This window comes from Actinomycetaceae bacterium MB13-C1-2 (assembly GCA_035621235.1).
Lineage (GTDB): Bacteria > Actinomycetota > Actinomycetes > Actinomycetales > Actinomycetaceae > Scrofimicrobium.
In genome coordinates this window covers 42,675-67,817 of sequence record CP141731.1, presented here as the reverse complement: position 1 = coordinate 67,817, position 25,143 = coordinate 42,675, and the positions used below count along the sequence as shown (strand labels likewise).

19 protein-coding genes are annotated in these 25,143 nt (G+C 57.6%); 5 read left to right on the top strand and 14 right to left on the bottom strand.

Annotation, left to right across the window (positions count from 1 at the left end; all coding sequences use genetic code 11):
* Positions 1 to 58: 58 nt before the first annotated feature.
* From U6G28_00260 to U6G28_00210, 11 genes are all read right to left on the bottom strand, one after another.
* Positions 59 to 892 carry a carbohydrate ABC transporter permease gene (locus U6G28_00260; protein WRS30162.1) on the bottom strand — a complete coding sequence of 278 codons (834 nt, stop codon included), beginning with the start codon at positions 890 to 892 and terminating at the stop codon, positions 59 to 61.
* Positions 885 to 1,730, bottom strand: coding sequence for a sugar ABC transporter permease (locus U6G28_00255; GenBank protein WRS30161.1), 846 nt, complete (start codon positions 1,728 to 1,730; stop codon positions 885 to 887). Before U6G28_00255 ends, U6G28_00260 begins: the two co-directional genes overlap by 8 nt.
* 87 nt (positions 1,731 to 1,817) lie before the next feature.
* Complete coding sequence (locus U6G28_00250; GenBank protein ID WRS30160.1) at positions 1,818 to 3,317, bottom strand: ABC transporter substrate-binding protein; 1,500 nt, start codon at positions 3,315 to 3,317, stop codon at positions 1,818 to 1,820.
* 151 nt (positions 3,318 to 3,468) lie between these two features.
* Positions 3,469 to 4,092 (bottom strand): DUF624 domain-containing protein, encoded by a 624-nt coding sequence (locus tag U6G28_00245; GenBank protein WRS30159.1) that lies wholly within the window; start codon positions 4,090 to 4,092, stop codon positions 3,469 to 3,471.
* 3 nt (positions 4,093 to 4,095) lie between these two features.
* On the bottom strand, positions 4,096 to 5,451 hold the full coding sequence (locus U6G28_00240) for a phosphotransferase (GenBank protein WRS30158.1): 1,356 nt from the start codon (positions 5,449 to 5,451) through the stop codon (positions 4,096 to 4,098).
* The gene (locus tag U6G28_00235; GenBank protein WRS30157.1) at positions 5,444 to 7,546 is read right to left on the bottom strand and encodes a maltotransferase domain-containing protein; all 2,103 of its coding nucleotides are present in this window, start codon (positions 7,544 to 7,546) and stop codon (positions 5,444 to 5,446) included. The genes U6G28_00240 and U6G28_00235 overlap by 8 nt, the downstream gene beginning before the upstream one ends.
* 160 nt (positions 7,547 to 7,706) lie before the next feature.
* Positions 7,707 to 10,349: a glycosyl hydrolase family 65 protein gene (locus U6G28_00230; protein ID WRS30156.1), complete on the bottom strand. Its 2,643-nt coding sequence runs from the start codon at positions 10,347 to 10,349 to the stop codon at positions 7,707 to 7,709.
* Positions 10,349 to 11,116 (bottom strand): HAD-IA family hydrolase, encoded by a 768-nt coding sequence (locus tag U6G28_00225; protein WRS30155.1) that lies wholly within the window; start codon positions 11,114 to 11,116, stop codon positions 10,349 to 10,351. Before U6G28_00225 ends, U6G28_00230 begins: the two co-directional genes overlap by 1 nt.
* Positions 11,117 to 11,152: 36 nt before the next feature.
* Positions 11,153 to 12,052, bottom strand: a complete 900-nt coding sequence (locus tag U6G28_00220) for a carbohydrate ABC transporter permease (GenBank protein ID WRS30154.1) — start codon at positions 12,050 to 12,052, stop codon at positions 11,153 to 11,155.
* Positions 12,049 to 13,287 carry an ABC transporter permease subunit gene (locus U6G28_00215; protein ID WRS30153.1) on the bottom strand — a complete coding sequence of 413 codons (1,239 nt, stop codon included), beginning with the start codon at positions 13,285 to 13,287 and terminating at the stop codon, positions 12,049 to 12,051. Before U6G28_00215 ends, U6G28_00220 begins: the two co-directional genes overlap by 4 nt.
* 231 nt (positions 13,288 to 13,518) lie before the next feature.
* Positions 13,519 to 14,874 (bottom strand): ABC transporter substrate-binding protein, encoded by a 1,356-nt coding sequence (locus tag U6G28_00210; protein WRS30152.1) that lies wholly within the window; start codon positions 14,872 to 14,874, stop codon positions 13,519 to 13,521.
* 344 nt (positions 14,875 to 15,218) lie between these two features.
* Here U6G28_00210 and U6G28_00205 point away from each other — a divergent pair, with 344 nt between their 5' ends.
* Complete coding sequence (locus U6G28_00205; GenBank protein WRS30151.1) at positions 15,219 to 16,019, top strand: RNA methyltransferase; 801 nt, start codon at positions 15,219 to 15,221, stop codon at positions 16,017 to 16,019.
* Between the two features lie 225 nt (positions 16,020 to 16,244).
* Here the strand turns inward: U6G28_00205 and U6G28_00200 are convergent, their stop codons facing one another.
* From U6G28_00200 to glgX, 3 genes are all read right to left on the bottom strand, one after another.
* A complete protein-coding gene (locus U6G28_00200; protein ID WRS30150.1) occupies positions 16,245 to 17,000 on the bottom strand; it encodes an aminoglycoside 3'-phosphotransferase in 756 nt (251 codons plus the stop codon).
* Between the two features lie 248 nt (positions 17,001 to 17,248).
* The gene (gene trpS, locus U6G28_00195) at positions 17,249 to 18,403 is read right to left on the bottom strand and encodes a tryptophan--tRNA ligase (protein WRS31252.1); all 1,155 of its coding nucleotides are present in this window, start codon (positions 18,401 to 18,403) and stop codon (positions 17,249 to 17,251) included.
* 24 nt (positions 18,404 to 18,427) lie between these two features.
* Positions 18,428 to 20,776 (bottom strand): glycogen debranching protein GlgX, encoded by a 2,349-nt coding sequence (gene glgX / locus U6G28_00190; GenBank protein ID WRS30149.1) that lies wholly within the window; start codon positions 20,774 to 20,776, stop codon positions 18,428 to 18,430.
* Between the two features lie 107 nt (positions 20,777 to 20,883).
* Between glgX and U6G28_00185 the strand changes: the two genes are divergently transcribed.
* From U6G28_00185 to mnmA, 4 genes are read left to right on the top strand one after another with little or no spacing between them, the layout of a single operon-like run.
* A complete protein-coding gene (locus U6G28_00185; protein ID WRS30148.1) occupies positions 20,884 to 21,693 on the top strand; it encodes an electron transfer flavoprotein subunit beta/FixA family protein in 810 nt (269 codons plus the stop codon).
* Positions 21,690 to 22,670 (top strand): electron transfer flavoprotein subunit alpha/FixB family protein, encoded by a 981-nt coding sequence (locus U6G28_00180; protein WRS30147.1) that lies wholly within the window; start codon positions 21,690 to 21,692, stop codon positions 22,668 to 22,670. The genes U6G28_00185 and U6G28_00180 overlap by 4 nt, the downstream gene beginning before the upstream one ends.
* Positions 22,671 to 22,693: 23 nt before the next feature.
* Positions 22,694 to 23,887: a cysteine desulfurase family protein gene (locus U6G28_00175; GenBank protein ID WRS30146.1), complete on the top strand. Its 1,194-nt coding sequence runs from the start codon at positions 22,694 to 22,696 to the stop codon at positions 23,885 to 23,887.
* Positions 23,884 to 25,086: a tRNA 2-thiouridine(34) synthase MnmA gene (mnmA, locus tag U6G28_00170; GenBank protein ID WRS30145.1), complete on the top strand. Its 1,203-nt coding sequence runs from the start codon at positions 23,884 to 23,886 to the stop codon at positions 25,084 to 25,086. Before U6G28_00175 ends, mnmA begins: the two co-directional genes overlap by 4 nt.
* Positions 25,087 to 25,143: the final 57 nt, after the last annotated feature.

Sequence of the window (25,143 nt, the reverse complement as noted above, 5' to 3'; positions counted from 1 at the left end):
GTTCTGATTCCCGGGAGACGACATCTACGTGATCGGCCCCCGGGACATTGGATCAGATCTAGCCCTTGACGGCTCCGGCGACCACGCCCTGAATAATATGCTTCTGGGCAAAAAGGTAGAAAACGATAACAGGAATCATCGCTAGCACCAGGACACCCATCAGTGCGCCCATGTCGACGGCACCATAGCCGCCACGAAGGGATTGCACTGCGATCGGGATCGTCGAGTACTTCTTGAGGTCCAGGGTGAGGTAGGGGAGCAGGTAGTCATTCCACAGCCACATGACCTCCAGGATCGTCACGGTCATGATTGCCGGCTTTAGGACGGGCATTACGACGCTGAAGTAGGTCCTCACCGGGCCGCAGCCGTCGATTAGTGCCGCCTCCTCTAGTTCCCTCGGAACGCTCTTCACGAATCCCGTAAAGATAAAGACCGCTAGACCAGCTCCGAATCCCAGATAAATGATCCATAGTCCAAAGGGATTCCCAAGATTCAGGAAGTCAGCAAACCAAGAAAGGGTAAACATGACCATCTGGAAGGGCACTACTAACGAGAAGATGAATGCCATGTAGAGGAACTTCGAGTACTTGCTATCAACGCGCGTGATCCAGTACGCAGTCATCGACGTGCAAAGAATGATCCAGAACGTCGCTCCGATAGTGATCACCAGCGACCATCCGAACGCCGAGAAGAAGTTAGTGCGGAATATGCCCAACTCGTAGTTGGCGAGTCCAACCCACGATCTTGCATCAGGCAGGTTGAAGGGCATGCGTGCGATGAAGATCTTGTTCTTGAATGAGTTGATAAGGACAAGGAAAATCGGATAGATCCATGCCAGTGCTAGGACTGCAAATACCGTTGACCAGATCCAGGGTTTGCGTGGCTCAGACATTGGCCGACTCCTTTGAACGCGTAAACCAGTTCTGAAGCAGGACGACGGTTGCGACGAGGATCAGGAATACGACGGCTTTTGCTTGGCCAACGCCCTCGAACCCAGGCCGTCCGTAGAAGGTGTTGTAGATGTTTAGTGCGAGCATTTCTGACATTCGATTTGGAGCGCCGTTTGTCAGGGCCAGGTTTTGATCAAACATCTTGAACCCGTTAGAGAGGGTAAGGAATGTACAGACAGTGATTGAGGGCATCACCAGCGGCAGTATTACCTGTGTCAGTGTTTGACGACCTGAAGCTCCATCAACCTTGGCTGCTTCAAGTACGTCCGTCGGGATTGACTGCAATCCGGCAATATAGATAACCATCATGTAGCCGATCTGCTGCCAGGCGGTGACGATTATCAGGGACCAGAGTGCGTACCCGGAACTGTAGACGACATTCTTTCCCCAGTTTTCGAAGACACCATTTAGCAGGATCAGCCAGATGTAGCCAAGGACAATACCGCCGATCAGGTTTGGCATGAAGAAGGTGGATCGGAAGATGTTCCGACCGCGGATCGCCTTGACCAGCATGTAAGCAATGAAGAACGCGGCGATGTTGACGATGATCGTGGTGATGATTGCGAATGCCGCCGTATACCAGAAGGCATGGATGAAGATCGGGTCACTCGCTAGCGAGGCGTAGTTAGACAGCCCGACCCACTCTGCATCGGTAATTACGTTGAAGCGGGTGAAGGAGAGGTAGACGCCCAGGACAAACGGGATTACGAAGCCGATTATGAAGGCCGCGACCGTGGGACCCGTGAACAACCATCCCCACCGTGAGAGGGATTTATTCATTTGCTTCTTTCAGTTAGACAGCGGTCCCGGAACGCATCGTGTGCTCCGGGACCGCAAATCAGACATTACTTGGAGCTTGACTCCAGACTAGCCCTCGTCCCCGGAGTTGGCCTTCACAAGCTCAACTTCCTTGGCCCAGTTGTCGACGTAGGCGGACTTGACACCGTCCCAGTCACCTGTGCCCTGAGCATAGGACAGCAGTGCCTGGCCAACGCCGTTCTTCCACTCATCAGAAGGCATCATGGTGAAGAACCATGCGACGGAGTCCTTGCCGGCGGCGCGGGACTCGTTGTCGGCGATGATTAGCGGATTGGTCGACTCGTAGCCCTCAAATGAATCGAAGGGAGTCACGAAGCCCATCTCGTTAGTGAGAGACTCACGTCCCGTGTCAGAGGTGATTGCCCAACTCAAGAAGTCAATGGAGGCCTTCTGATCTGCCTCGGAGACATTCTTGTTGATCATCCAGTAGTTCTCAGAGCCAGTGGTCAAGCCCTGGTTCTCTTCGCCTTCAGCGCCGATGTAGATCGGCAGCATTCCTAGATCTTCATCAGGCATTCCAGCTGCGGAGAGGTCTCCGTAAGCCCAGGTTCCGTTCTGCAAGAACATTGCCTCACCTAGAGCGAACTCAGCCGTTGCATCTTCCATGGTCTTGCCTGCAAGAGTGCTTGGCTCAACAGTGGAGTTGTTGATGTACAGGTCAAAGATGTTCTTGTAGTTCTCCATGTAGGTGCCCTCAATGGACTCAGGCTGGCCCTCGATGTCTACGTCTTTCAGTTCGTAGTAGAGAGGCAGGTTAGCCAGGTGGGTCTTGAAGCGCCAGTCCGACGAGGCGTCAAAGCCGGACGAGGTGAACGCGCCCTTCATGCCGAGTTCATCCTTGTGCTCCTGGATGCTCTCTGCCACTGCCTTGAGAGTTTCAAAGTTGTTGATTTCGTCAACGTTCTTTACGACTGCAAAAGGTTGCTCGATGTAGTTGGCCATCAGGGCCTTGTTATAAATCAAGCCATAGGTCTCAATAACGTAGGGAATCGCGAGAATTTCGCCGTCCGCGCCGCCTAGAGCCATGTTCTTGTCCTGCAGGTGCTCATAGAGCGGAGTGTCTTTCAAATCTGCCCCGTAATCTTTCCAGGTAGCGAGGCCAACCGGGCCGTTAACCTGGAAAATGGTGGGCGGATTCGACTTCGCCATCTCAGACTTCAGCACGGAAGCATAGGTGCCGGATGCGGCGGTTTGGACCGTTACCGGTACGCCAGTCTCCTGCTCGTAAGCCTCACCTAGAGCAACCCAGGCATCTGCCTGCTCGGGCTTGAAGTTGAGGTAATAGACCTGACCCTCTGCCGCCGCATCGCCGCCGCCCTCAGTTGAGCTTCCGGACTCTTCGGTGCCGGTGTTGCCCCCTGAAGAGCATGCAGCCATTGTGCCTGCGAGAGCTACAGTCATAGCGCCCGCAAGCAGAGTCTTATTGAACTTTCGTAGTGCCATGTCCCTGTTTTCCTCCGTTGGATCCGATAGGACTACTTGTTTTCGAGGACCATATAGGACCTCAGGAATCGGCCCGGAAACGTTTCCGTCGATCTCAATGGACACACTACGCTGGCTACGACCGGGGCCGCAACCGTTGAAGATAACGAATTGGCTTCGACCATGTTCGACTCGGCCGAGAACCGTCCGAAGCAAGGCGCCATCCGAAGTGTGAAGAGGCTAGTTTGGCTCTAGTTCAGAGTCCCTATCTCGCCGCCTAGTTCTCCTCTGTGCTCTTGGTCCAGAGTTCGACCGATTTGTTAAGCACCGGCACCACCCCGTAGGCATAGAGACCGAAGCCGCATAGCAATAACGGCGGTAACAACTGCGGAATGTAGATGCCTGTTCCCACCACCACCGCTACCAGAATCAGCATCACTCCGAGCGCAGCGAGAGCATATGGCAACCGGGTCAGTGGAATGAGTAAAGAGTTTCTTAATGTGCCCGCAACCGAGTTGTCGAAGCGCGCCTGGAGAAAGAAAAAATAGGGGAACATCAGTAGGTAGAACAGAGTTAGCAAGATGCGTATCGCTAGCATTTGATCCGCTGGCACAAGGAACCATCCGGCCAGAACTCCCAGTCCCAATGGTCCAACAACGGCCCATATCGCAGTGGAGCGACCGAAATTCGACTTGAACGAAGCCCAGAACGTCCTTGTCACCCCACTACCGCGTTCCTGAAGAAGCTTCCCGGCCGTGTCATAGAGCGCGGTGAATGCTGCTCCACCAGTAACGACTGGAATCAGGCCCAGTAAGAACAGGACGTTTAGTACAACCAGGTCGGCGACTCGTGTCATGCCCTGCCAGAATGCATTCTCTGAGTTGAAGACGCTTGAGGACATCGATTAGCTCTTATCTGCCGTCCGGCCTGTCAAACTGCGCAGTGCGCTCATAGGAATTCTGACCCAATTGGGGCGGAACTGAGCCTCGTATTGCAGTTCGTAGAGGGCCTTATCAAGCTCGTATGCCCTAATGGTCAGTAATTCGGAGTCACTGATCGGCCGCACGCTCTGGTACCCGTCGACAAATGAGGCGCGTGCCGTTGCGAGCCAGGAGGGCCTGGCGAGCCCGTCTGAGTCCGAGGCATATCCGAAGGAGCGAAGCATTCCGGCGATGTCCCGGGCAGGGGAGTCCGGCATCCGTCGCTCAGATAGCATCCGGAGCGGTTCTCCCTCGAAATCTACTACGTTCCATTTGCCGTCAGCGCCGCGTAGCAACTGGCCGAGGTGAAGATCACCATGGACGCGGATCGCCTTTGGCTCGGTGGCATCTTCGCCCTCGCTTGTGGACGAGGGGTACTTGGTCAGTTCCTCAATCGTCGCTCGTAGCGCCCCGACATCGTCTGTTGAAAGGGCATCTGTTGTCGCCATTGTTGTGCGAAGCGCAGTTTCGAGGCGGTCCTTCATTTCGGCGTTACTTGGACCCGGGGCGGCTCCCAACTCGGCTTCGAGGCGATTGTGCATATCGGCTATCAGCGCCCCGATTTCAAAGGCGACGTTGGAAGGATCTTCTCCTCGGTTAGCCATCGCTCTTAGTGTTACTGCACCGTCTTCTGCGTGTTCGACCGCGTCGGTAACGACGGCCGAACACGTGGGTTTCGTCAGACCTTTCGGTTCTAGGTTGTAGTACGCCCAGAGCCGGGGCACTCCCCGCCAGCCATCAAGAGCCAGGGGAATTTCGATCTCTGGATGCAGTCCGCCCTGCAATGCCCGATACACCTTTGCAATCAGAGGACGATCCGCTCCGAGCAGCAATACCGAACTGTTTGATTGCTCGACTCCCAATGGCTGAACGATCCTAACAGCCGCTCGAAGAAACGATCGCGACTCTTCTTTGGTCGATCCCTCGGGCGCCATAACAGAGGCGTTATCAGCCCAAGCGGTCCAGAACTCCGGTTCGGCGACGCCATCGACTACGCGATAGTCGCCGACGGTTCCGATGACTTCCCCGCGAGGGTCGTGGTTGTCACCGAGCAGTAGGAGAGGGACCTGAATTAGTAGATCAAGGCCTTCGGGTCGCAAAAGAGCGATGATGACGTGGGAATCGCCCGACGACGAGGAGGAAGACAGGGACAGTACCTCGCTGACCGAGGCCGTCGCCTCGCTACTGGTCGGCCACCAGCGCTTTTGCTTGGCCCAGGGCAACAGGGTTTCGCCGAGGCGGGTGTTCGATAGTTCCACTGCAGATTCGGAACTACTCAACGTGGTTCGCCGATCTCACCCAAAAGACGTGCCCCATCCGTTCCCAGGGCGAGAGCTTAACGAAGTTCGCTGGACCCCACTGGTAAGTCTGACCATCGAGTTCATCAACAAGCTCCAGTTGCAAGGGCTCATTCGCCCAGGCTGACGCTGGATTTCGTGGGTCGCGGGTGTCCGGGGCCCACAGTCCAGCAGCGTCGAGATAGATGGTGCCACTTACTTCAGAATGAGGATCGAGGCTTACCACCACAATCACGGTATCGTCTTGACCGGTTGGCGAGAAGCGGGCGGGTACGTGCTTCGAGTAGCAGACGATCTGCTCTGACGACGTACCGTGAACTGTTATCTGATGCAGCTGCTGGAGGGCCGGATGCTTCGCTCTTGCCCCATTCAGCTTCTCTAACAGCAATGAGATACCAAAGAGGTCAGCATTCTCCCAGTTGCGTGGTCTGTACTCATACTTCTCGTTGTCAATCTGTTCCTCAAAGCCAGGCCGCTGCACGTTCTCGACAAGCTCATATCCCGTGTAGATACCCCAGGTGGGGGACCCGGTCGCCGCCAAGATCGCACGGGTTGCAAAGACTGCCGTTCCGCCCGTTGTCATCTGCGGTGTGAGGATGTCGTGCGTCGTCGGCCAGAACGCGGGACGGATTAGGTGTGCCGTCTTGGTTGCAACCTCGTCGAAGTACTCCTCAATCTCTGGCTTCGTGGTCCGCCAAGCGAAGTACGTGTACGACTGCTGGAATCCCACCATCCCCAGTGTTCGCATCATCGCCGGGCGGGTGAAGGCCTCGGCCAGGAACAAAACCCCGGGATGCTTCTGGTGCATGTACGTCAGGAAGCGCTGCCAAAACGGAATCGGCTTCGTATGAGGGTTATCCACACGGAAAATCCGCACTCCGTGGCTGATCCACTTCTCAATTAGGTCGACAATGGCCTGGTAAATGCCCTCTGGGTCGTTGTCAAAGTTAAGCGGATAAATGTCCTGGTACTTCTTGGGCGGATTCTCTGCGTAGGCGATTGATCCGTCGGCGCGGGTCGTGAACCATTCCGGATGCTCCTTAACCCACGGATGGTCCGGTGAAGCCTGAAGGGCGATGTCTAGGGCAATCTCCATTTCCTTTGCTCTAGCGGCTTCAACCAATGCGTCAAAATCGTCCCAGCTTCCGAGTTCGGGGTGCAGAGCATCGTGTCCGCCCAGTTCAGACCCAATTCCGTAAGGTGAACCCGGATCGGTCGGCCGCGCTTCAAGGGCATTGTTGCGCCCCTTACGGAAGGTGGTGCCTATCGGGTGTACGGGAGTGAGGTAGAGAACCGTGAATCCCATGTCTGAGATGCGCTCTAGGGAGTCTGACAGGTCTTTGAACGTACCCGATTTCCATGTCCCGTCTTCGTTCTGGAAGGCACCGACTGACCGAGGGAATACCTCGTACCACGATCCGTAGAGCGCCGCCCGGCGATCCACTTGGAGGGGGAATTTCTCGGTCGCCTCAATCAGATCCCGCAGGGGGTATTCGGTGACCACTTCCTCAACAGGAGACGATGTGGCTATCTGGAAGCGGGCAATTGGGTCTGCCGAGGCATCCCGTAGTGCGTTGATACCGATCTGCAGTTGCTCTGCCGCTGTCTTGCTCGGTTTGGTGCGAGTGTAAGAGGGATTGCGCGGAGGACGTTTCGACACCCTCGCTTTGCCATCTCGGATTCGTTCGAGGAGCAGCGCGCCTTCCTCGCACATTAGCTCGGCGTCCACCCCTGAGGTGATCTTGATACCAGCGTCATGAAGCCATGTCGCCCAAGGATCGGACCAAGTTTCGATACGGAACGTCCAGTTGCCCGGTTTATCTGGCATTGCCCAGGCTTCCAAGAGGTCCAGGCCCGGGGCAATGTCGTACATGCGAGTTCGCGAGAACTCTTTTCCGCCCGGAGTGATCAGAACCGCGTCGGCGCCATATTGATCGTGTCCCTCGCGGAACACAGTAGCTCTTATGGGGAAGGCCTCAAACTCGGTGGCCTTCGCGGGCAGGCTCGCGTACTCGACGACCGGGAAAACCTCGATCGCGGGGATTCTGTTCAGCAGTCGCGCATTCTTAGGGCTCACGAGGTTAGCTTATCTGGGATGAGACCGGCGGGGGACCAGTCAATTTGATGCGTACGGGAGCCGGGCGCGGTCGGAGGAGTGGTGGAAGGGGGCGTCCGTCAGTGCGTGGCAGACATGGCTGACCGGCCGTGGTTGGGGCGTGCTAGAAGAAGAAACCCAGTCAGTTTCGCACGTAGGGCGGACCGATCCAGGTTTGGTCTGGTATGTCAAGCACGACTTCGTGGTCCGCTGGGTCTTGATCCTCGCCCGCCGGAAGCTCAAGCGGCTCAAGGTCGGCAAATCTACCCATCGGCTCTTCTGAGTCCTCTGCTGAGAGGTCCTCGGGGCGTAGTCTCACATCAACCGTTCTTCCAGGGAGCAGCGAGAATGGGCGGTTGCCGATCACCATGGAAAGTTCGCTCGCAGACTCCTCGTCCAAGGTGACCTCTACAGAATCACGCTTTGCTGTGACGGTTATCCACTGACCGTGATACTTGAGCCGGAACCGCAGCGAATCCCACTGCGGGGGAAGACTGGGGTTGACCGTGAGGCGGTTATCGTTCAGTCGTACACCGCCAAATCCCATAACTGCAGCAGACCAGACTCCCCCGAGGGAGGCGAGGTGCAGACCCAAATTTGAGTTACCATGCAGGTCGGCTAGGTCGACGTAGAGCGCGCGTTCGAAGTAGTCGAGCGCCAGTTCCGTGTAACCCACATCGGAGGCAACTATCGCTTGGGATGCTGCGGACAGTGAGGAGTCTCCCGTAGTAAGCGGATCGTAGTACTCGAAGTCGGCCCGCCTTTGCTCTAGCGAGAACTCCTCACCTGACAGATGCAGGGCCAAGACCACGTCAGCCTGCTTCAACACCTGATGACGGTAGATCACCAGCGGATGGTAGTTGAGAAGAAGCGGGTAGTTCTCCCGGGGAACTGAGTCGAACTTCCATTTCGGTTTACTGAGAAAGCTTCGGTCCTGGGCATGAACACCGAGGTCTTGGTCGAATGGAATATGAATTCGCTGTTCGACGCGGCGGAACTCGGTCATTTCTTCATCGCTGATGTCCAAGCGTTCGCGCAGGTCCACGTAATCCCTGTGCCTGTTACGGTCTAGCCAGGACGCCCAATAGAGCAGGTTGCGCAGATTTATCCGCGCCATCACGTTGGTATAAAAGTTGTCATCGACCACGGCCGTGTACTCGTCCGGTCCGGTGACGCCGAAGATGTGGAACTCGCGTTCATCCTCATCTAGATTTTGGTCCTCATCCCAGAATCCAAGATCCACCCAGAGTCTGGCAGTCTCAACCAGGATTTCGAAGCCCTCCTTGGCGAGGAACTCCGTATCATCCGTGACGCGGGTGTACTGGTCAACCGCGTAGGCAATGTCGGCGTCGATATGATACTGCGCGGTGCCAGCCGGATAGTAGGCGGACGCCTCATGCCCGTTGATAGTGCGCCAGGGGAATAACGCACCCTTCTGGCTCATGATCTGGGCGCGATTCCTTGCCGCGTCCAGTAGCAAGTATCTGTAATGGAGTGCCTGACGAGCCGACTCCGGTGCGGTGAAGATAAGGCCGGGAAGTACATAGACTTCGGTGTCCCAAAAGTAGTGGCCGTCGTACCCAGTTCCGGTCAGGCCCTTGACGCCGATGCTGGTGCCATCCAACAGTTGACTTGCTTGGATCAGGTGAAAGATGGTCCAACGGAGAGCCTTCTGTGCGCTGGGGTCACCCTCAAGCCTTACATCGTGGTTGTCCCAGATCGCCTCGAAGTTCGTGGCCTGAGTATCGAAGAAGTGTTCCGCGCCAAGTTTTGTGTACTCGGCCAGTTCGTCACGACTGCGATCCAGGATCGCCTGGACTCGCTCAGCCACTGTCTGAGAGACCTCGGCCACGCCACGAGGTTGCCAGCCAGAGCCCTCGCCAAGTACCTCGGTTCGTGTGTATGCGAGACCCTTGGAGACAGTCAGCGATTGGTTGCCGTTAAGGTCGGCGTCGAAATGTGTCAGAACGGCCATGCCGTCGTGGCCTTCAGAGATCTCGATTTCTACGTTTGCCTCTTGTCCACCTTCACGGACGGAAGCTCGGTGCGTGTACGCGAGCGCGGCGAGCATCTTGGAGCGCTCAGTACGGAAGACGACCGATCCCTCTCCGTCCGAGTTATCGCGGTACATGACCGTTAGGAACGCTGCAGCACCGGCAGCTCCGACACGCGGATCAGACATGCCCGTGACTTCGGCCAGGCGCTCCGCTCCGGGTTCTGTCGGTTCCTCGGCTGACTCTTCGACGATTGAGGTTATTCGTACGTGTGCCGGCCCGTCCACGGACTCTACGTTTAGTTCGAAGGCGGCGAGCGACTGATTGGTTATGGAAACCGCGACCCTTTCAGTGAAGCGGATACGCCGTCCGTGGGCACTCTTCCAAAGGATCGTCGAGTAAACGATCCCCTGGTGCATGTTCAAGCGACGGTCGACCTCTTCGATGTGTCCTTGCTCAAGGTCGATGCGGACCCCGTCAACGAATACCTTGAACCCGGTCGCGTCAGGGAAAGTGAGTAGTGTCTGCCCTGTTCGGGCGAAGCCGTAGGCATTTTCCGCGTGGACTATTGGCCAGGTTTCGTGGAATCCAGCGAGGATAGTGGCGCGCTCGGCGTTGTCGTCTAGCCGAAGCCCAATGTCTCCGCGCATTCCGAGGTAGCCGTTGGAGATTGCCATGAGAGAGGCAGAGACCGCGCTCGTAATCTGGGTTTGGTCGTGGACTTCAATGGTCCACTCGTCTCCAGCGCTGAGTAGTTTGCCAGCTTCTTCCGCTCCGGTCGTTTCATCCACTACGCACCGCCCTTGTGTTCTGGAAGCAGGTTTCCTAAGTCATCAACCACGACTGTTGCTCCAGCACGCCGGAGCACTTCGGAGCCGGCCCCTCGATCAACGCCGATAACCTCCCGAAAACTGCCAGCGCTCCCGGCCTCAACGCCGGAGACTGCATCCTCGAAAACCACTGACTGAGCAGGGGATGAGTCGAGCAACTCGGCGGCACGCAAAAACGTGTCGGCGCTGGGTTTTCCCGGCAGTCCATGCTCCGCGGCGTAGGTGCCATCAACGACCGCATCAAAGAATCGATCGAGCCCCGAGATACGCAAAATTTCAGGGGCATTCTTGGAGGAGGAAACCACCGCGCTACGCACTCCTGGAAATTTTTGCACGTATTCAAGCAGCGCTAGCGACCCCGGGTATGGCTGAACCCCACGGTCAGCCAGGATGGAGTTGAACTCTGCGTTCTTTTGTTCGGCCAGTGACCATACACTCGCCTCGCCCACAGCAAGCGCCTCGTCCGGGCCGCCCCATGCTAGTTCGATTTCTCTGGAGCGAAGCAGAGATGCGACTCCATCCATCCGCTGCTTCCCGTCGAGGTATCGGTAGTAGTCGTCCTCTGAGTATGGAGATGCGCCGAGTTCTTCCAGAAACGGCTCAAAAAGTTGACGCCAAGCCATGCGGTGCAGATCTGAGGTAGGAGTAAGGACCCCGTCCAGATCAAACAACAGGGCCGTCACTCGCCCGGTTTCCAGTTCGGTCATTAGCGTCTGGTCTGTCGTCAAGGGGAGGGCCTCCAATCAGCGGCTTCGACGTTATCTCTACTTTTGCGCTCCCGCAAGAAGAGCCTGGACGAAGTAGCGCTGGAATGCGAAGAACACGATGAGCGGAACGGTCATCGAGAGGAAGGCTCCAGAGGCCAACACATCGATGTTCGCGGAAAATTGCCGTAGCTGGGACTGGATCGCGACGGTGAGTGGCATCGAATTCGAATTGGTGAAAATCAGTGCAACGAGCATGTCATTCCACACCCAGAGGAACTGGAAAATAGCGAGGGAAGCGATTGCTGGCAACCCGAGAGGTAGCACGACCTGGAAAAAGGTGCGCCATTCGCCCGCACCGTCAATTCGTGCGGCCTCAAGTAATTCCCTTGGTACTTGCAAGAAGAAGTTTCGAAGCAGGAAGATCGCGAACGGCAGCCCAAACCCCACGTGAAACAGGATCACGCCTATGACGGATCCAAAGATCCCCAGGGTGCCGAATAGACGAGCCAGAGGGATCAATGCAACCTGTACCGGCACCGCCATTAAAGCGATGATCAGGATCAGTAGCCAGTCGCGTCCGGGGAAATCAATGAAGGCGAGGCCGTAAGCGGCAAGGGCCGCGATCAGCACAACCAGGATCGTAGAAGGGACGGTGATAACAATCGTGTTCCAGAACGATCCGGTGATTGTGGGATTACTCAGCAGATTCTGGTAGTTGGCCAAGGTTAGTTCGGCAGGCTTGGTAAACACGGTCCACCAGCCGGAAGCCGCATTGTCGCCCGAACTACGGAGCGAGGTGATCAACAGGCCGAAGCTGGGAACGAGCCAGAAAACGGCGACTAGAGCCAGAATGATATTTACCAGGGATGAGGACAGAATCCGGCTGATTCGCGAGTTCAAAGGCTCAGACTTCACCGTGGGCGTGTCTAGGGGGACAGCAGTCGTTTCGACGCTCATCCACGTCCCTCCTCTCGGAACCGTTTGATGTTCATGATCATCGCCGGGAGGACAAGTAACAGAAGCAGTATTGCCAGTGCCGAGCCCAGCCCCTGGTTGTTCCCTCCACCGAATGAAACGGTCCACATTTCAACGGCGATTACGTTGGCGGCGGGTTTCGAAGCGCCCGGTGGAATGACGTAGACGAGGTCAAAGATCTTTAGGACATTGATGACCAGAGTGATAAAAACGACTGTCAAAACGGGCGCCAGCAGCGGCACGGTGATCCGGGTGAAGACCTTCCATTCTGAGGCTCCGTCAACGCGGGCTGCTTCCAGGAGGGATCGATCGATGGCTGACATTCCTGACGAGATCATGACCATTGCGAATCCGGCCCAAATCCATACATAGCTGAGGATGACGACCAGGTTTATGAGGGATGGTCCAAGCCAGGAGACACCCTGGAAACCCTCTCCGAAATTTGATGGCGGAAGTGCGACTCGGTACTCGACTCCCGGATCTAGGCCTGAAAGCGTGAAGGCGCCGGTCTGATCAGTTATCGTGGCGGCGGCAACCTGGCCGTCGGGGGCAACCGCGTCTACATGGATTCCCGGCAGCCCAGACTTACCGTCTTCGATAATGCCGTTCGTTCCGCCTCCTCCGTGAATAACATCAGAGAAGACTGTGCCGGTAATCTGATCTGCTTCCGCGGCTATGGGCTCGGCTGCCTGTTCGGCGCTCTCGGGAATTTCGGTGGCTTTGATGCTCACCAGCGGGAAAAGTTGAGAGTTACCAGCCGCTACCGTTTCGGAAGTGGCGATGGTTCCCGCGTCCTGTTCGATGCCAACATCGGGCCGTGCCTTGGCGCCGGGGTAGGCAGTTGTGCCCGAGAATGCTTGACTTATCCCCGCGATCGCGGCATTTACCACTCCCTGATTCGGGTTCTCCTGAAACATGCCTCTAAAGATGACCCCGGCGGCGAGCATCGAGATCGCCATTGGCATAAAGATGATGAGTTTAAAGGCGCTGTTCCAGCTGATCTTCTCCATAAGAACGGCAAAGATCAGCCCTAGAACTGTGCAGGTGAGCGGAGCAACGATAACCCAGATGATGTTGTTCTTGATTGCCTGGAAGGTCGAGGCACTGGTGAACATTTTGGCGTAGTTGTCGAAGCCGACCATCTGGTCACCGCCGGCGGAGTAAAAGGAGCGGATGACGGTAAAGATGATCGGGTACACGACGAGTGCACCAAGCACGATAAGAGCCGGAAGTAAGAAGCTGGCGGTGAGTAGGAACTTCCTCCCAGACCCAGATCTAGATCTAGTTTTTTTGACCTGAGATGACGCAGGGACACTTGGTGAAGTTGTCTGGACAGTCTCGACATTCATTGTCGACTTACCCCTCGAAAGTCTTGTGGATGGAAGTGGGGCCGCGCCGCTCGGGCGGCGAGGCCCCACCGGGGTTACTGATTGTTCAGTGGAAGGTGGCTACTCTGCGTAGGCCGCCTTGGCTGCCGCCTCAAGTCGGTCCATGGTTCCCTGGATATCAGAAGGGTTCTCGTAGAACGAGATCATTTCCTGCCAGAATCCCTGGCCGGGGGTTCCACCGAAGGCTGAGGGTGTCAGGTCAGACATATCGAAGCGGAAAGTCTCTGCGCTCGTCAGTGCCTCCGCTATCTGGCGGGCGATGTCATCCGGGTACAGCGAGGTGTCAACTGCCTTGTTTGGCGAAGTCAATCCACCCTTAGGGACCCAGACCTCCGCGGCAGCTGGCGAGGCGAGATAGGCCATAAGCGCGTTTGTTGCCTCGTCATCGACGAACTGGATCGCGACGTCACCTCCACCAACGACGGCCGGATCGGAGCCGTTGATTGCTGGGAAGTCGTAGAACAGTGCGTTTTCACCGACCGTTGAGTTGCCGTCGTCGGAGATATTGCCTGCGACGAAGTCGCCCTCGTACACCGTTCCTGCCTGTGGATCAGCTCCGAAGACCTCGGTAACGGACTCAGGGAAAGTGCGCTGTGCGCCGCCGGGCTGTAGCACATCGGAGCTCCAGAGGGTCGCCATAACCTCCAGGGCCTCGGCGACTGAGGCGTCAGTCCAAGGAATCTCGTGGTTCGTTAACTGGTCGTACTTCTCACCGCCTGCGGTACGAAGATAGACATTCTCGAACCAGTCGGTGAGCGGCCACCCCACGTCCGCGCCGACTGAGATCCCGCTGTAGCCCGAGTCGGTGACGACTTGAAGTTGCTCAAGGAACGAATCCCAATCGGTGGGAACGCTCGCGCCAGCACCGTCGTAAATGTCCTTGTTGTACCAGACGGTTGACTTGTTGGCCGCCTTGAACCAGACACCGTAGAGTTCTCCGTCAACGGAGCCTAAATCAACCCAACTTTGACCGTAGTTCTTCTCTACCTCGGATTTGGTCTCGGCGCTGACCGGCTTGATATCCCCGTTCTTAGCCAGGGACTCAAGCAGGGCAGGTTGGGGAATCATCGCGACGTTAGGTGGCGTTCCGCCCTCCAGCTGTCCTTGGATGTAGGTCGGGCCGTTGTCACCAAAGCTGGTGTAGTTGACAGTCGCGCCGGTGTCATCAGCAAACTTTGCCAAGACGGCTTCGAAGTTTGCTTGTTCATCACCGGACCAGGACGCAACGACATTGAGCGTCTGCCCCGAAAGGTCGAGGGAGCCGTCATCCGTTGAGTTCCCTTCGTCAGTGGTTCCCGATTCCGCGCCGTTGGATTCAGACTCGGTCCCAGTGGTGCCGCTGGAGCATCCTGCGGCTAGTCCGAGCGTTGCTACCGCACCGAGTGCGGCAACACGTTTCATGGTCATGTGCTTCATTGACCCTCCATTGCATTTTGACCAACACCAACATCGTTTGTCGATGTGTGGGAAAAACGACCTAGGTCCTAGATCGTGCTTTTCCAGGCTAGCGTCGAAGTTTGTGGTGTCAACAGACGTTTGGCGGCAAAGGGTGGTTGTGCCCGAATAGTTATCTAGGACGAACGTCCCAACAGTTGAGGGTGAAGAGGCATGACCATGCCAAGGAGCGTTCCGGTGACTTCGACTGTTGTTGGGACGCAGTACAGATGCGCGTTCCTGGCTGATTCGTGGTTGACTCGGTCGTCACCGTTTGAAAATGCCAGAGGTAGAGGTCATCGGCGATCCTCGGGCACAATGGAGTTGTGCCTTCTTTTCTTGATATTTCGTCCGCTTCGAACCCGAGGATCAAAGAGATTCGCGCACTTTTACGCGGACGCAAATCGGGCCGGGAAAATTCCATGTTCGCCGGGGAGGGTCTTCAGCTATTGACCCGCGCGTTGGCCTCAGACATGACGGTTGATTACGTTGTATTCTCCGAGGAGAGCGCCGACCTGTTGCCGAAGGATCTTGCTGACTTATTGGATGCCTCCCAGGTGCGATGCTTTCGGGTTCCCGAAGCCTTGTTTGAAAAAGTTTCGCGTCGAGATATGCGATCAGGTGCGGCGTTTGTCGCAACTGCGCAGAGGCGTTCTCTCGGTGACCTGCCTAGGGACATCCCGGTTGTTGTCCTCGACCGTGTTAGCAACCCTAGAAATGCTGGGGCGATTGCGCGAACTTGCGAGGCGGCCGGACTCGGCGGTTTGGTTCTGACTGGAAGCCACGTTGATCCCTACAGTTATGAGTCTCTACGTGCCTCAATGGGATCAGTCTTCGGGGTACCGATCGTGAGTTGTACTGAAGAAGAAATGCTCGGTTGGGTCTCCTCAACCCAGCGAGTTTTGGTCGGAACTTCGGGCGGTGCGGAAGAGAATTTGTGGAGCGCGGTTCTTCCCAGCTCTTCTGTCCTAATGTTTGGAAACGAGGGTGAGGGACTCAGTGACCATCTCATTTCCGCCTGCGAGAAGCTGGTGAAGATCCCGTTCAATATGGCGGTCGACTCGCTGAATCTCGGCGCGGCGGTGGCGGTTGTGGCCTTCGAGTACCGCAGAAGAAACCCCCTGTAGTTCTAGAGCGGGCCCTGGCAACGAATATGGGCCACTGTGGCGGATACTTGGCCTTGGAGCTGCTCTGGGTGCGGGTTTGGGTGGGGATTATCCGCCGGTGTGGCCGGTATTCGCTTGAACTCGTGTTGAGAGCCGGGGCTTGTGGGCCACTGTTGCAGATATTCAACTAGGAGCGCTCGGTGGAAGGAATCTATTTGCTTTCTGCGCCGCTTCTCACTGTCTGCGTTATTCCGCATCCCAGAGGGCTCGATAGTAGGCCATACGCTCCAAGTCGGGTTCGACGCCGTAGGTTTCCCAGAACACCTTCTGGTCATACTGCGGATAGTTCCAGTCGAGGGACATTATCGTCACAGCGAGATCGGCCCATCGATCAGCAACCCCGAGATTTTCCAAGTCGATTGTCGCCGCGAAACTTCCGTCCCGGTTCACTAGGGTGTTCGGAGCGCAGGCATCCCCGTGGCAGACCACCAGCCTATCGATGGGAGGGACATCGCTGAGTCTCTCCCGAGTTTCTTCATTGGTAATCGAGTCCAGACGGCTTTCTGCGGACCACGAAAAGGGGCAACCGTCTGGCGGTAGGCGGTGGAGCCTGCGTAGTCCTTCTGCGATTGCTCGTAGAGCGATATCTGGCTGGCGCACCCACTCTGGAAACACCGCGGAAGTTGCCCCAAGATCCTCGGAGATTAGTAGTTCCCCCTGCGCCGAGTCGCGAAAGTCGACCACTCGCGCCGTGGGATGGTCGGTGGTCGCAAGCCACTCCATCCGCTTGGCTTCGGTGGCGAGGGACAGCCCCGTATCCCTCGGGTTCCACTTCACGTAGTAGCTCCCGGCTCCAAGGCTGACGACTCCATCGACACGAGCCGTGTATCCGCCTGCGTCATTTAGCCAAACCAGTTCAATCGGACCATCGGCGACTGCCAATAGCTCCGCGGGTATAGGTACCTGCGGAAACGGGTGGGACGCGGATTCCGAGGGGATCATCGCCGAACCATAGTAGATATCGACGGCCCTGCAGGACGGACTACCCAGCTTGTTGGTTTTCTAGGCGAACTGACCGCTTGAGCCCAACACGCCACAGACTTATCCGGATGCATCGCATGTCACTTTCAACTTGAGTTCGCAAGGCCATTTAGCAACTGACCACGTCGCGAAGAGCAACTCGTCTTGACATGCCACCGATGCTGCGAACTGGGTAGGTAGTAGTTACAGGTCTCGCGGGGGTTCAGTCGCTAGTAAACCATCTGCATGGCCTGGCGCACCTCGTTTAGGGTTCGGTCCGCTTCCTCGTTCGCCTTCTCATTTCCAGCGGCAAGGACTTCATGGATGTATGTGGCGTCCGCAGCTAGATCCCGACGACGCGCACGGACCGGGGCCAGAGCCTCATTCACTGCTTCGGTAACTAGTGCCTTCAGCTTTCCGGCCCCGCCATCGCCGATCTCTCCGGCGATCGTCTCGGGGTCAGAGTCAGATGCGAGAGCGGCCAACATCAGCAGGTTTGAAACCTCGGGGCGACCCGCCGGGTCATAGGTAATTACCCGCTCGGAGTCGGTTTTGGCCTTCTTCAGAACACGTGCAGTCTCATCGGCGGTGAAACCGATCTCAATGGTATTGCCCCTCGACTTCGCCATTTTTTCGCCGTCAGTTCCAAGAATCAGCGGCGCCTCGGACAAAAGCGCATCGGGGCGACGGAACACCGGAGCATCTTTCTCGGCTCGACCGTAGCGCCGGTCGAAGCGTGAGGCGATCTGCCTGGTCAACTCGATATGGGGAAGCTGATCTTGTCCCACCGGAACAATGTTGGCCTTGCAGAAGAGAATGTCAGTCGCCTGGTGCACCGGGTAGGTGAGCAACAGGCCCGAAAGAGCCCGGCCACCGCTGGCCTCAAGCTCCGCCTTTACCGTGGGGTTGCGGTTCAGTTCAGACTCCGTCACCAGTGAGAGGAACGGGATCATCAGCTGATTTAGAGCGGGAACTGCTGAGTGGGTGAAGATTGTTGTCTTTTCAGGGTCGATTCCGCAAGCCAGGTAGTCGGTGACCAATCCGTAGACGCGTTCCTTGAGCGGGCCAACGCCGTCACGGTCGGTAATTACCTGGTAGTCAGCGATTAGGGTCCATGTCTCAACCCCGCGATTCTGCAGGCCAACCCAATTCATCAGCGTTCCAAAGTAATGGCCCACGTGCAGATTCCCGGTGGGTCGGGCACCAGTGAGCATACGGAACTGCGAGGGATCTAGATCGATCTGTTCCTCGATTTCACGTGATCGTTCGATTGCTCGGCGTACGGAAGCCGTACTGACTGAGTCGGCCACCTTATCCGCAGCGGTTTTGGCTGCAGCGGAAGCAACGTCTTGTACTTCGTTCTCCGCGTTCTGATCCTGTGTCATTTCTGTTTCGGGCATGAAAGGATCCTAACTCTCGCGCGGAGTAGACAAATAAACGCTCATGGACTGTGGCTCCATCTGGAAGGATTCACCGGGCCGCGTTACCTCGCCCTCGTCCACGGCACTTCCGCTACTGGTGATGCCGCCAAGTTTTGGTCTGGGCCAGGAGGTGTCCATAACCAGAGCCCAGTTCTGACCTCGGTTCTCGGGCAGATTTACCTCCGCGACGGCCATCGTGCCGTTGAACACCACTAGAGCGTCCCTGTCCTCGTACTCAAGTCCGCTGCGGCGCATCTGAAAGACGCGGTTCCAAGCGTCTGACCAACCGTCCGACGGGATCGCGGCGGCATCACGGTTGAACCAGGCCACATCCTCGATCACATCGCCGTCTGCAATCTGTCCGTCGGCGAATACCGGTGGACGTAACACCGGATGCATTCTACGAAGACTGAGAAGGTACGAGGTGGTCTCAAGCATGTGTCGCTGACCCTTGCTAAGTTCCCAATCGACCCAGGAGATCGGTGAGTCCTGGCAGTAGGCGTTATTGTTGCCAAACTGGGTTCGGCTGAACTCATCGCCCGCGACAATCATCGGGGTGCCAGCAGAGACCAGCATGGTCGTCATAAGGTTGCGCCGGGATCGCTCGCGGGCGTATTCGAGATCCTCTACCAAGCCCTCGGCGTCTGGAATATCGAGGTTCATTCCGCTAGTTCCACTCGATCCTTCGATCCCGTGGTTCCACGAGTGGTTGTTACTGGTCCCGTCCCGGTTGTCTTCGAGGTTGGCGATGTTGTGCTGGTGGTCGTACATCGTAAGGTCGGCCATTGTGAACCCGTCGTGGGCCGTCACGAAGTTGACCGAGGCACCTGGACCCCGGCGTCCGCCGTCACGCCAGTAGAGGTCGGTTGAGCCGGACAGTCGCGTCGCCAAGTCTGTTGGACCAGAGACCGGACGCCCCGCAGACATCTGTTGAAAATCGGTCAGCCAGAACTTGCGAACTGAGTCGCGAAAATGGTCGTTCCAGTCCAGGAACGGGATGGGGTAGTTTCCGGTCTGCCACCCTCCCAATCCGAGGTCCCATGGTTCAGCGATCAGTTTCACGTCGCGTAGGACGGGGTCGGCTCCAGCCGCGATCAGGAAGGGATGGTACGGCGTGTATCCGGTATCGAGGCGCCCCAGAGTGGTCGCAAGATCGAATCGGAACCCGTCTACCCCCATCTCGGTTACCCAGTAACGCAGCGAGTCGAGGGTCATCTGAACCACGCGCTGCTCTGAGAAGTTCACGGTGTTTCCGCAGCCGGTGTCATCGGTCATGGTCCGGGGTCGATCCGGCATCCTGCGGTAGTACATCAGGGAGTCAAGCCCACGCCATGAGACGGTCGGACCGCCGTCCCCGCCCTCGCAAGTGTGGTTGTAGACCACGTCAAGAATTACCTCGAAACCAGCCTTGTGCAGTAGTTCTACCATTCCGCGGAACTCGTTCACCACTGCCTGCGCACCCTCGTCCTGGGCTCTTTTTGTCGCGTAAGAGGGTTCAGGCGAGAAGAACGACAGCGTTGAGTAACCCCAATAGTTGGTGAGTCCACGGTCCGTCAGGAAGGTTTCGTCCATCTTTGCGTGAACAGGGAGAAGTTCGAGTGTGGTGATTCCCAGGCCCCGCAGGTGTTCGATGGTAGCCGGGTGAGCCAGTCCCGCATAGGTGCCGCGCAGTGCCTCTGGAACACCCGGAAGGTTCTTGGTGAATCCCTTGACGTGGAGTTCATAGACCACGGATTCGTTAACCGAAATCCTTGGTCCTCTGGGGGGCTGGAAGTGGTTTCCAACCACCACTGAATAGGGCGCGACCAGTGCGGAGTTCAAGTTGGACTGGGCGAGGGGGTAGGTGGCCGGATAGAGTTCGTGGTCAACGTGGTGGGCATAGAGCGCAGGGGTGACATCTGGTAGGCCCTCAATCCCGCGACCGTATGGGTCCAGCAATAGCTTGGCCGGGTTGTAGTAGAGACCGCCGTCAGGATCCCAGGGTCCAAATGCGCGGAATCCATAAATGGTTCCTTCGCCCAGTCCATCGACGTGTCCGTGCCAGATGCCCTCGACGGGTCCGTCCAGGGTCCAGCGCTGTTCACGCGGTGTCTCACCGTCACTGACCCGAACGCAGAAGTCCACCGCTGTTGCGTGCGGCGCAACCACGGAGATATCCAGTCCGCCGTCGCTCTGGTAAACACCGATTCGCGAAGGGTTGGGATTGGCCCTGTGCACGCGCTCTGACGACGGCTGAAGCACCGCGTCGTTAGGTCGACTCAGGGAAGTCTCAGGCATGGTTCGCTCGATCCGATGGTCTAGGTAGAGGGCAGAAAGCACAGCCTTCGCCGAATACAACAACTCTCCTAGTTTGCACCAAAGGAGGTTTGTACGGCGGACTATTGACTGGTCACGCGCCAAATCTCACGGTCCCGCATTTGCCGCTCCGTGGCAAGCTTGATCACATGAGAATTGTTGTTTGTGTCAAGCAGGTGCCAGACGGAGACTCCGACCGGCGCCTTGAGGACAGTCGAGTTGTTCGCGGCGAAGACGATGTCCTCAACGAACTGGATGAGTACGCGGTGGAGGCCGCTGTAACTCTGGTCGAAGATCGCGGCGGCGAGGTTATTGCCGTGACCATGGGGCCTGAAGACGCAGAGGACGCGGTCATGCGGGCCCTGCAAATGGGTGCAGACCAGGGGATTTTGGTGAGCGATGAACTGTTGGAAGGCAGTGACGCTCCCGCAACAGCAGCCGTTCTTGCCGCAGTAGTTGAGATGCTGACCAAGGATGAACCAGTCGACATGGTGATAACGGGGATGGCAAGCCTGGATGGGATGACATCAATGGTCGCCCCCGGCATTGCTGCGAACCTGGACTGGCCTCTGCTTGATCTTGCATCAGAACTTCAAGTCGATGATGACATGGTGGTTACAGCCAAGCGCAGCGCCGACGGATGGGAAGACGAACTCACGGCCCTGGTCCCAGTGGTTGTTAGTGTCACTGATCAGATCAACGAACCGCGTTACCCGAGCTTCAAAGACCTGCGGGCAGCCCGTTCTAAACCGTTGGAAACGCTGGGTCTTCAGGACCTAGCCGGATTTGACCATGGCCAGCAACTGCTCCCGAGAGCACGGGAAAAGGGCCTCGCGGCAGTTCGTGTCATTGCTTCGCAGCCGGTTGAACGTGAAGTCGGAGTCATTGTGACGGACTCGGGCGACGGCGGAGCACGCCTAGCAGACTATCTACGCACGGCTGGAGTGATTGACGAATGAGCAACAAACTTACTAGCGCACTTCTAGTTCAGGTGGACCACGAACCCGACGGCTCGCTGGCGGCGGCATCTGGGAAGCTCCTGGCTCTCGCCTCGACTCTGACTGACGGACCCGTGGTTGTACTTTCTTTCGTCGAATCTGATGTTGCTGAGCTTGCGGCTCTCGGGGCTGACCGAGTTTTTGTCGGGCGGGCAGAGGGATTTTCTCCGCGCGTTCCCGGTGGAGTCGCTGATGCGCTCGCTTCTGCTGTGACTTCGCTCGGGGCCGACCTGGGGGCGGTCTTGCTTAGCTCGACTTACCTTGGCCGAGGCGCGGGCGCGATGTTCGCCGCCCGCCAGGGGATTGGGGCAGCTGTGGATATCGCTTCGGTCGAGGTGGAGGAGGGAATCCTCACCGGTCGCAAGTCGGCGCTCGCCGGTACGTGGATCACCACAGTTGCCGCCGATGAGGGTACGCCCGTATTGGCGGTCCGCCCCGGAGTTGGCCCACAGGATGACGCAAAGGTCATGGCCGGAGGTGCAACGAAGGCTGAACCACTTTCATTTGAGCTCTCTAGGGGATCTGCCGCGGTCCGCGTTGTCTCGTCCCAGAAGCAGCCAGCGGGCGCTCGCGTTCCTCTCGGAGATGCCGACGTCGCCGTTGTCGCTGGAAGAGGAATCGACGGGGATGTTTCCCTCGTTGAGCACCTGGCTGACGCTCTGGGCGCTGCTATAGGGGCGACCCGGGTGGTCTGTGACGAGGGCTGGCTCCCACGTAGCACTCAGATAGGCCAGACGGGTGTCTCGATCGCCCCGAAGTTGTACCTGGGTCTTGGCGTCTCCGGAGCCGTGCACCACACCTGCGGGATGCTGGCATCGGAAAAGATCGTCGCCGTGGTTGACGATCCCGATGCGCCGATTCTGGAGATTGCGGACTTTGCCGTCGTTGGGGACCTGAACGAGGTGGTGCCGCAGGCCCTTGAGGCACTAAACCTCTAGCGTGTGAGGTCATAGCTTCGAACATGCCCGAGCAGCCCGTCTATTTGGACCACGCCGCGACCACGCCGATTCGAGAGTGCGCGCTCGCGGCGTGGCTCGATGTTACCCGTACCCTTGCGGATCGACCCGGCAACCCGAATGCGGTTCACGCCGGGGGGCGGGGCGCAAAACGGATGCTTGAGGACGCCCGTGAACGGCTCGCATCAGCCCTTGGAGCAGATCGTGCTGAAGTCATCTTTACTTCAGGGGCAACGGAGTCAGCGGCACTGGGCATCATTGGTGCAGCTCTTGGCGGGCGGGATAGTTCGATAGTTACCGATGAGGGGGTTTCCGGGCGAATCGTTGTCTCAGGAATCGAGCACCCGGCGGTTGCCGAGGGCGGGGAAAGAGCCGAGGCCGCGGGTATTGAATGGAAGGTTCTTCCGACGACCCGTGATGGGAGAGCCCTCCTTGAGCCGGGTTCGCTCGGGCCGGCCACGACGCTGGCGAGCCTGGCCATGGTCTGCTCAGAGACCGGCGTCATCCAGCCTGTGCCCGACCTGGTTCGGCTGGGGAAGCAGAAGAAATTTCTTGTTCACTCCGATGCGACTCAGGCAGTGGGTAACCTCGCACTCGATTTTCAAGGTCTGGGTCTTGACCTCATGACGATTGGTGGACACAAGTTTGGTGCGCCGGTTGGAACGGGTGCTCTGCTGGTCAAACGTGGCGTGAAGATCGTGACTGATCGGCCCGGGGGAGGACAGGAGCGGACGATTCGCTCTGGAACTCAGGACGTGGCGGGGGCAGTTGCGCTTGCGGTAGCGGCCGAGGAGGCTGTGTCCCAAATAGAAGAACGCAGTGTCAAGCACCTTGCCCTAAGAGAACAACTGGCTAAGAACCTTCCCGAGAATGTTCGAATGACGGAACTGGCTGAGTCGGTCCCATCCATCGTTCACCTCTCGATGTCGACCAGGCATCCCGAGGCGGTGCTTCTGGAACTTGACCGGGCTGGAATCCTTGCTTCGGCTGGATCAGCCTGCCACGCCGGGGTTACTCGGCCCAGTCAGGTGTTGCTTAGTATGGGGCGATCAGAGGACGAGGCACTCGGAGTTTTGCGGGTATCGTTTGGACGAGATTCCTCCTCCCACGACGTAGATGCGCTGATTCGTGCGCTTCCGGGTGCGGTCGCGGCCGCGCAGAAACTGGATGCTCTAGAAGCGGAAGGCAGGGTGAGATGAGGGTACTAGCGGCGCTTTCGGGAGGAGTTGACTCTGCGGTTGCGGCCGCCCTCGCTCTCGAAGCAGGACACGATGTGACTGCCGTTCACATGGCGCTGTCCCAGTCACCACAGTCGTGCAGACTTGGTGCGCGCGGTTGCTGTTCGCTTGAGGACTCGGAGGACGCGGCGCGTGCTGCGGAGATAATGGGCATCCCGTTTTACGTGTGGGACTTGTCCGAGGAGTTTGAGGATCGTGTTATCACCGATTTTCTTTCCGAGTATCGCGCCGGACACACCCCTAATCCCTGCGTTCGTTGCAATGAGTTCGTGAAGTTCCGGGAACTGGCTGAGCGTGCCCGGGCACTGGGGTTTGACGCGGTGTGCACCGGGCATTACGCGCGCCGGATTGATGGTTTGGGTGGGCCCGAACTACACCGCGGTTTGGATGAGGCTAAGGATCAGTCCTACGTGCTGGCCGTTATGGGAAAGGACGAACTGGAACGAGTGATTCTGCCGCTCGGGGATGCCCCGAACAAAGCGTGGGTCCGCCAGCAGGCAGAGATACGCGGACTCGGAGTTTCGAACAAGCCGGACTCATACGACATCTGCTTTATTCCCGACGGTGATACGGCGGGGTTCCTACGGAGCAACCTTGGAGACAAGCCTGGAAAGATCATTGATACAGACGGCGAGGTTGTCGGTGAGCACCGGGGTTCCTACCAGTTCACGGTCGGGCAGCGGAAGGGCCTCAACCTTGGGAATCCGGCCGCGGATGGCAAGCCTAGGTACGTTCTTTCGACCGACCCCAAGACCAACACAGTTGTTGTGGGGGCGGGCACACTGCTCAGTGTGGATCGATTGGTCGGAGCTGCCCCGGTCCTATATGTAGATCCTGCCGATCTGACGGTTGATTACGAGGCACAGGAGTCATTTGGTCGAACGATGGGCGAGCGCGGTCTGAATCAGGTTCCCTCTGAGGTGCTGACCGTACAGATTAGGGCTCATGGCGTACCGTCCGTGGTCAGTGACGTTCACCTGAACTCGGGAAATCTCACTGTGGATCTCGCAGAGCCGATTAGGGGAGTGGCGGCGGGGCAGTCCCTTGTCCTCTACCGTGGTTCGCGGGTCGTTGCCGAATCAACAATAGAGGGTGCGTCCCGTGGTTCAAGGCCGCCAGAGGTGACAGTGAAAGGTCACACGTCCGCACAGTCCCGTTAGGGCGGCGGAACAGGCTAAACTCGTTTGTTGGTCGGTGGTGCGGTGATCCCGATGCTA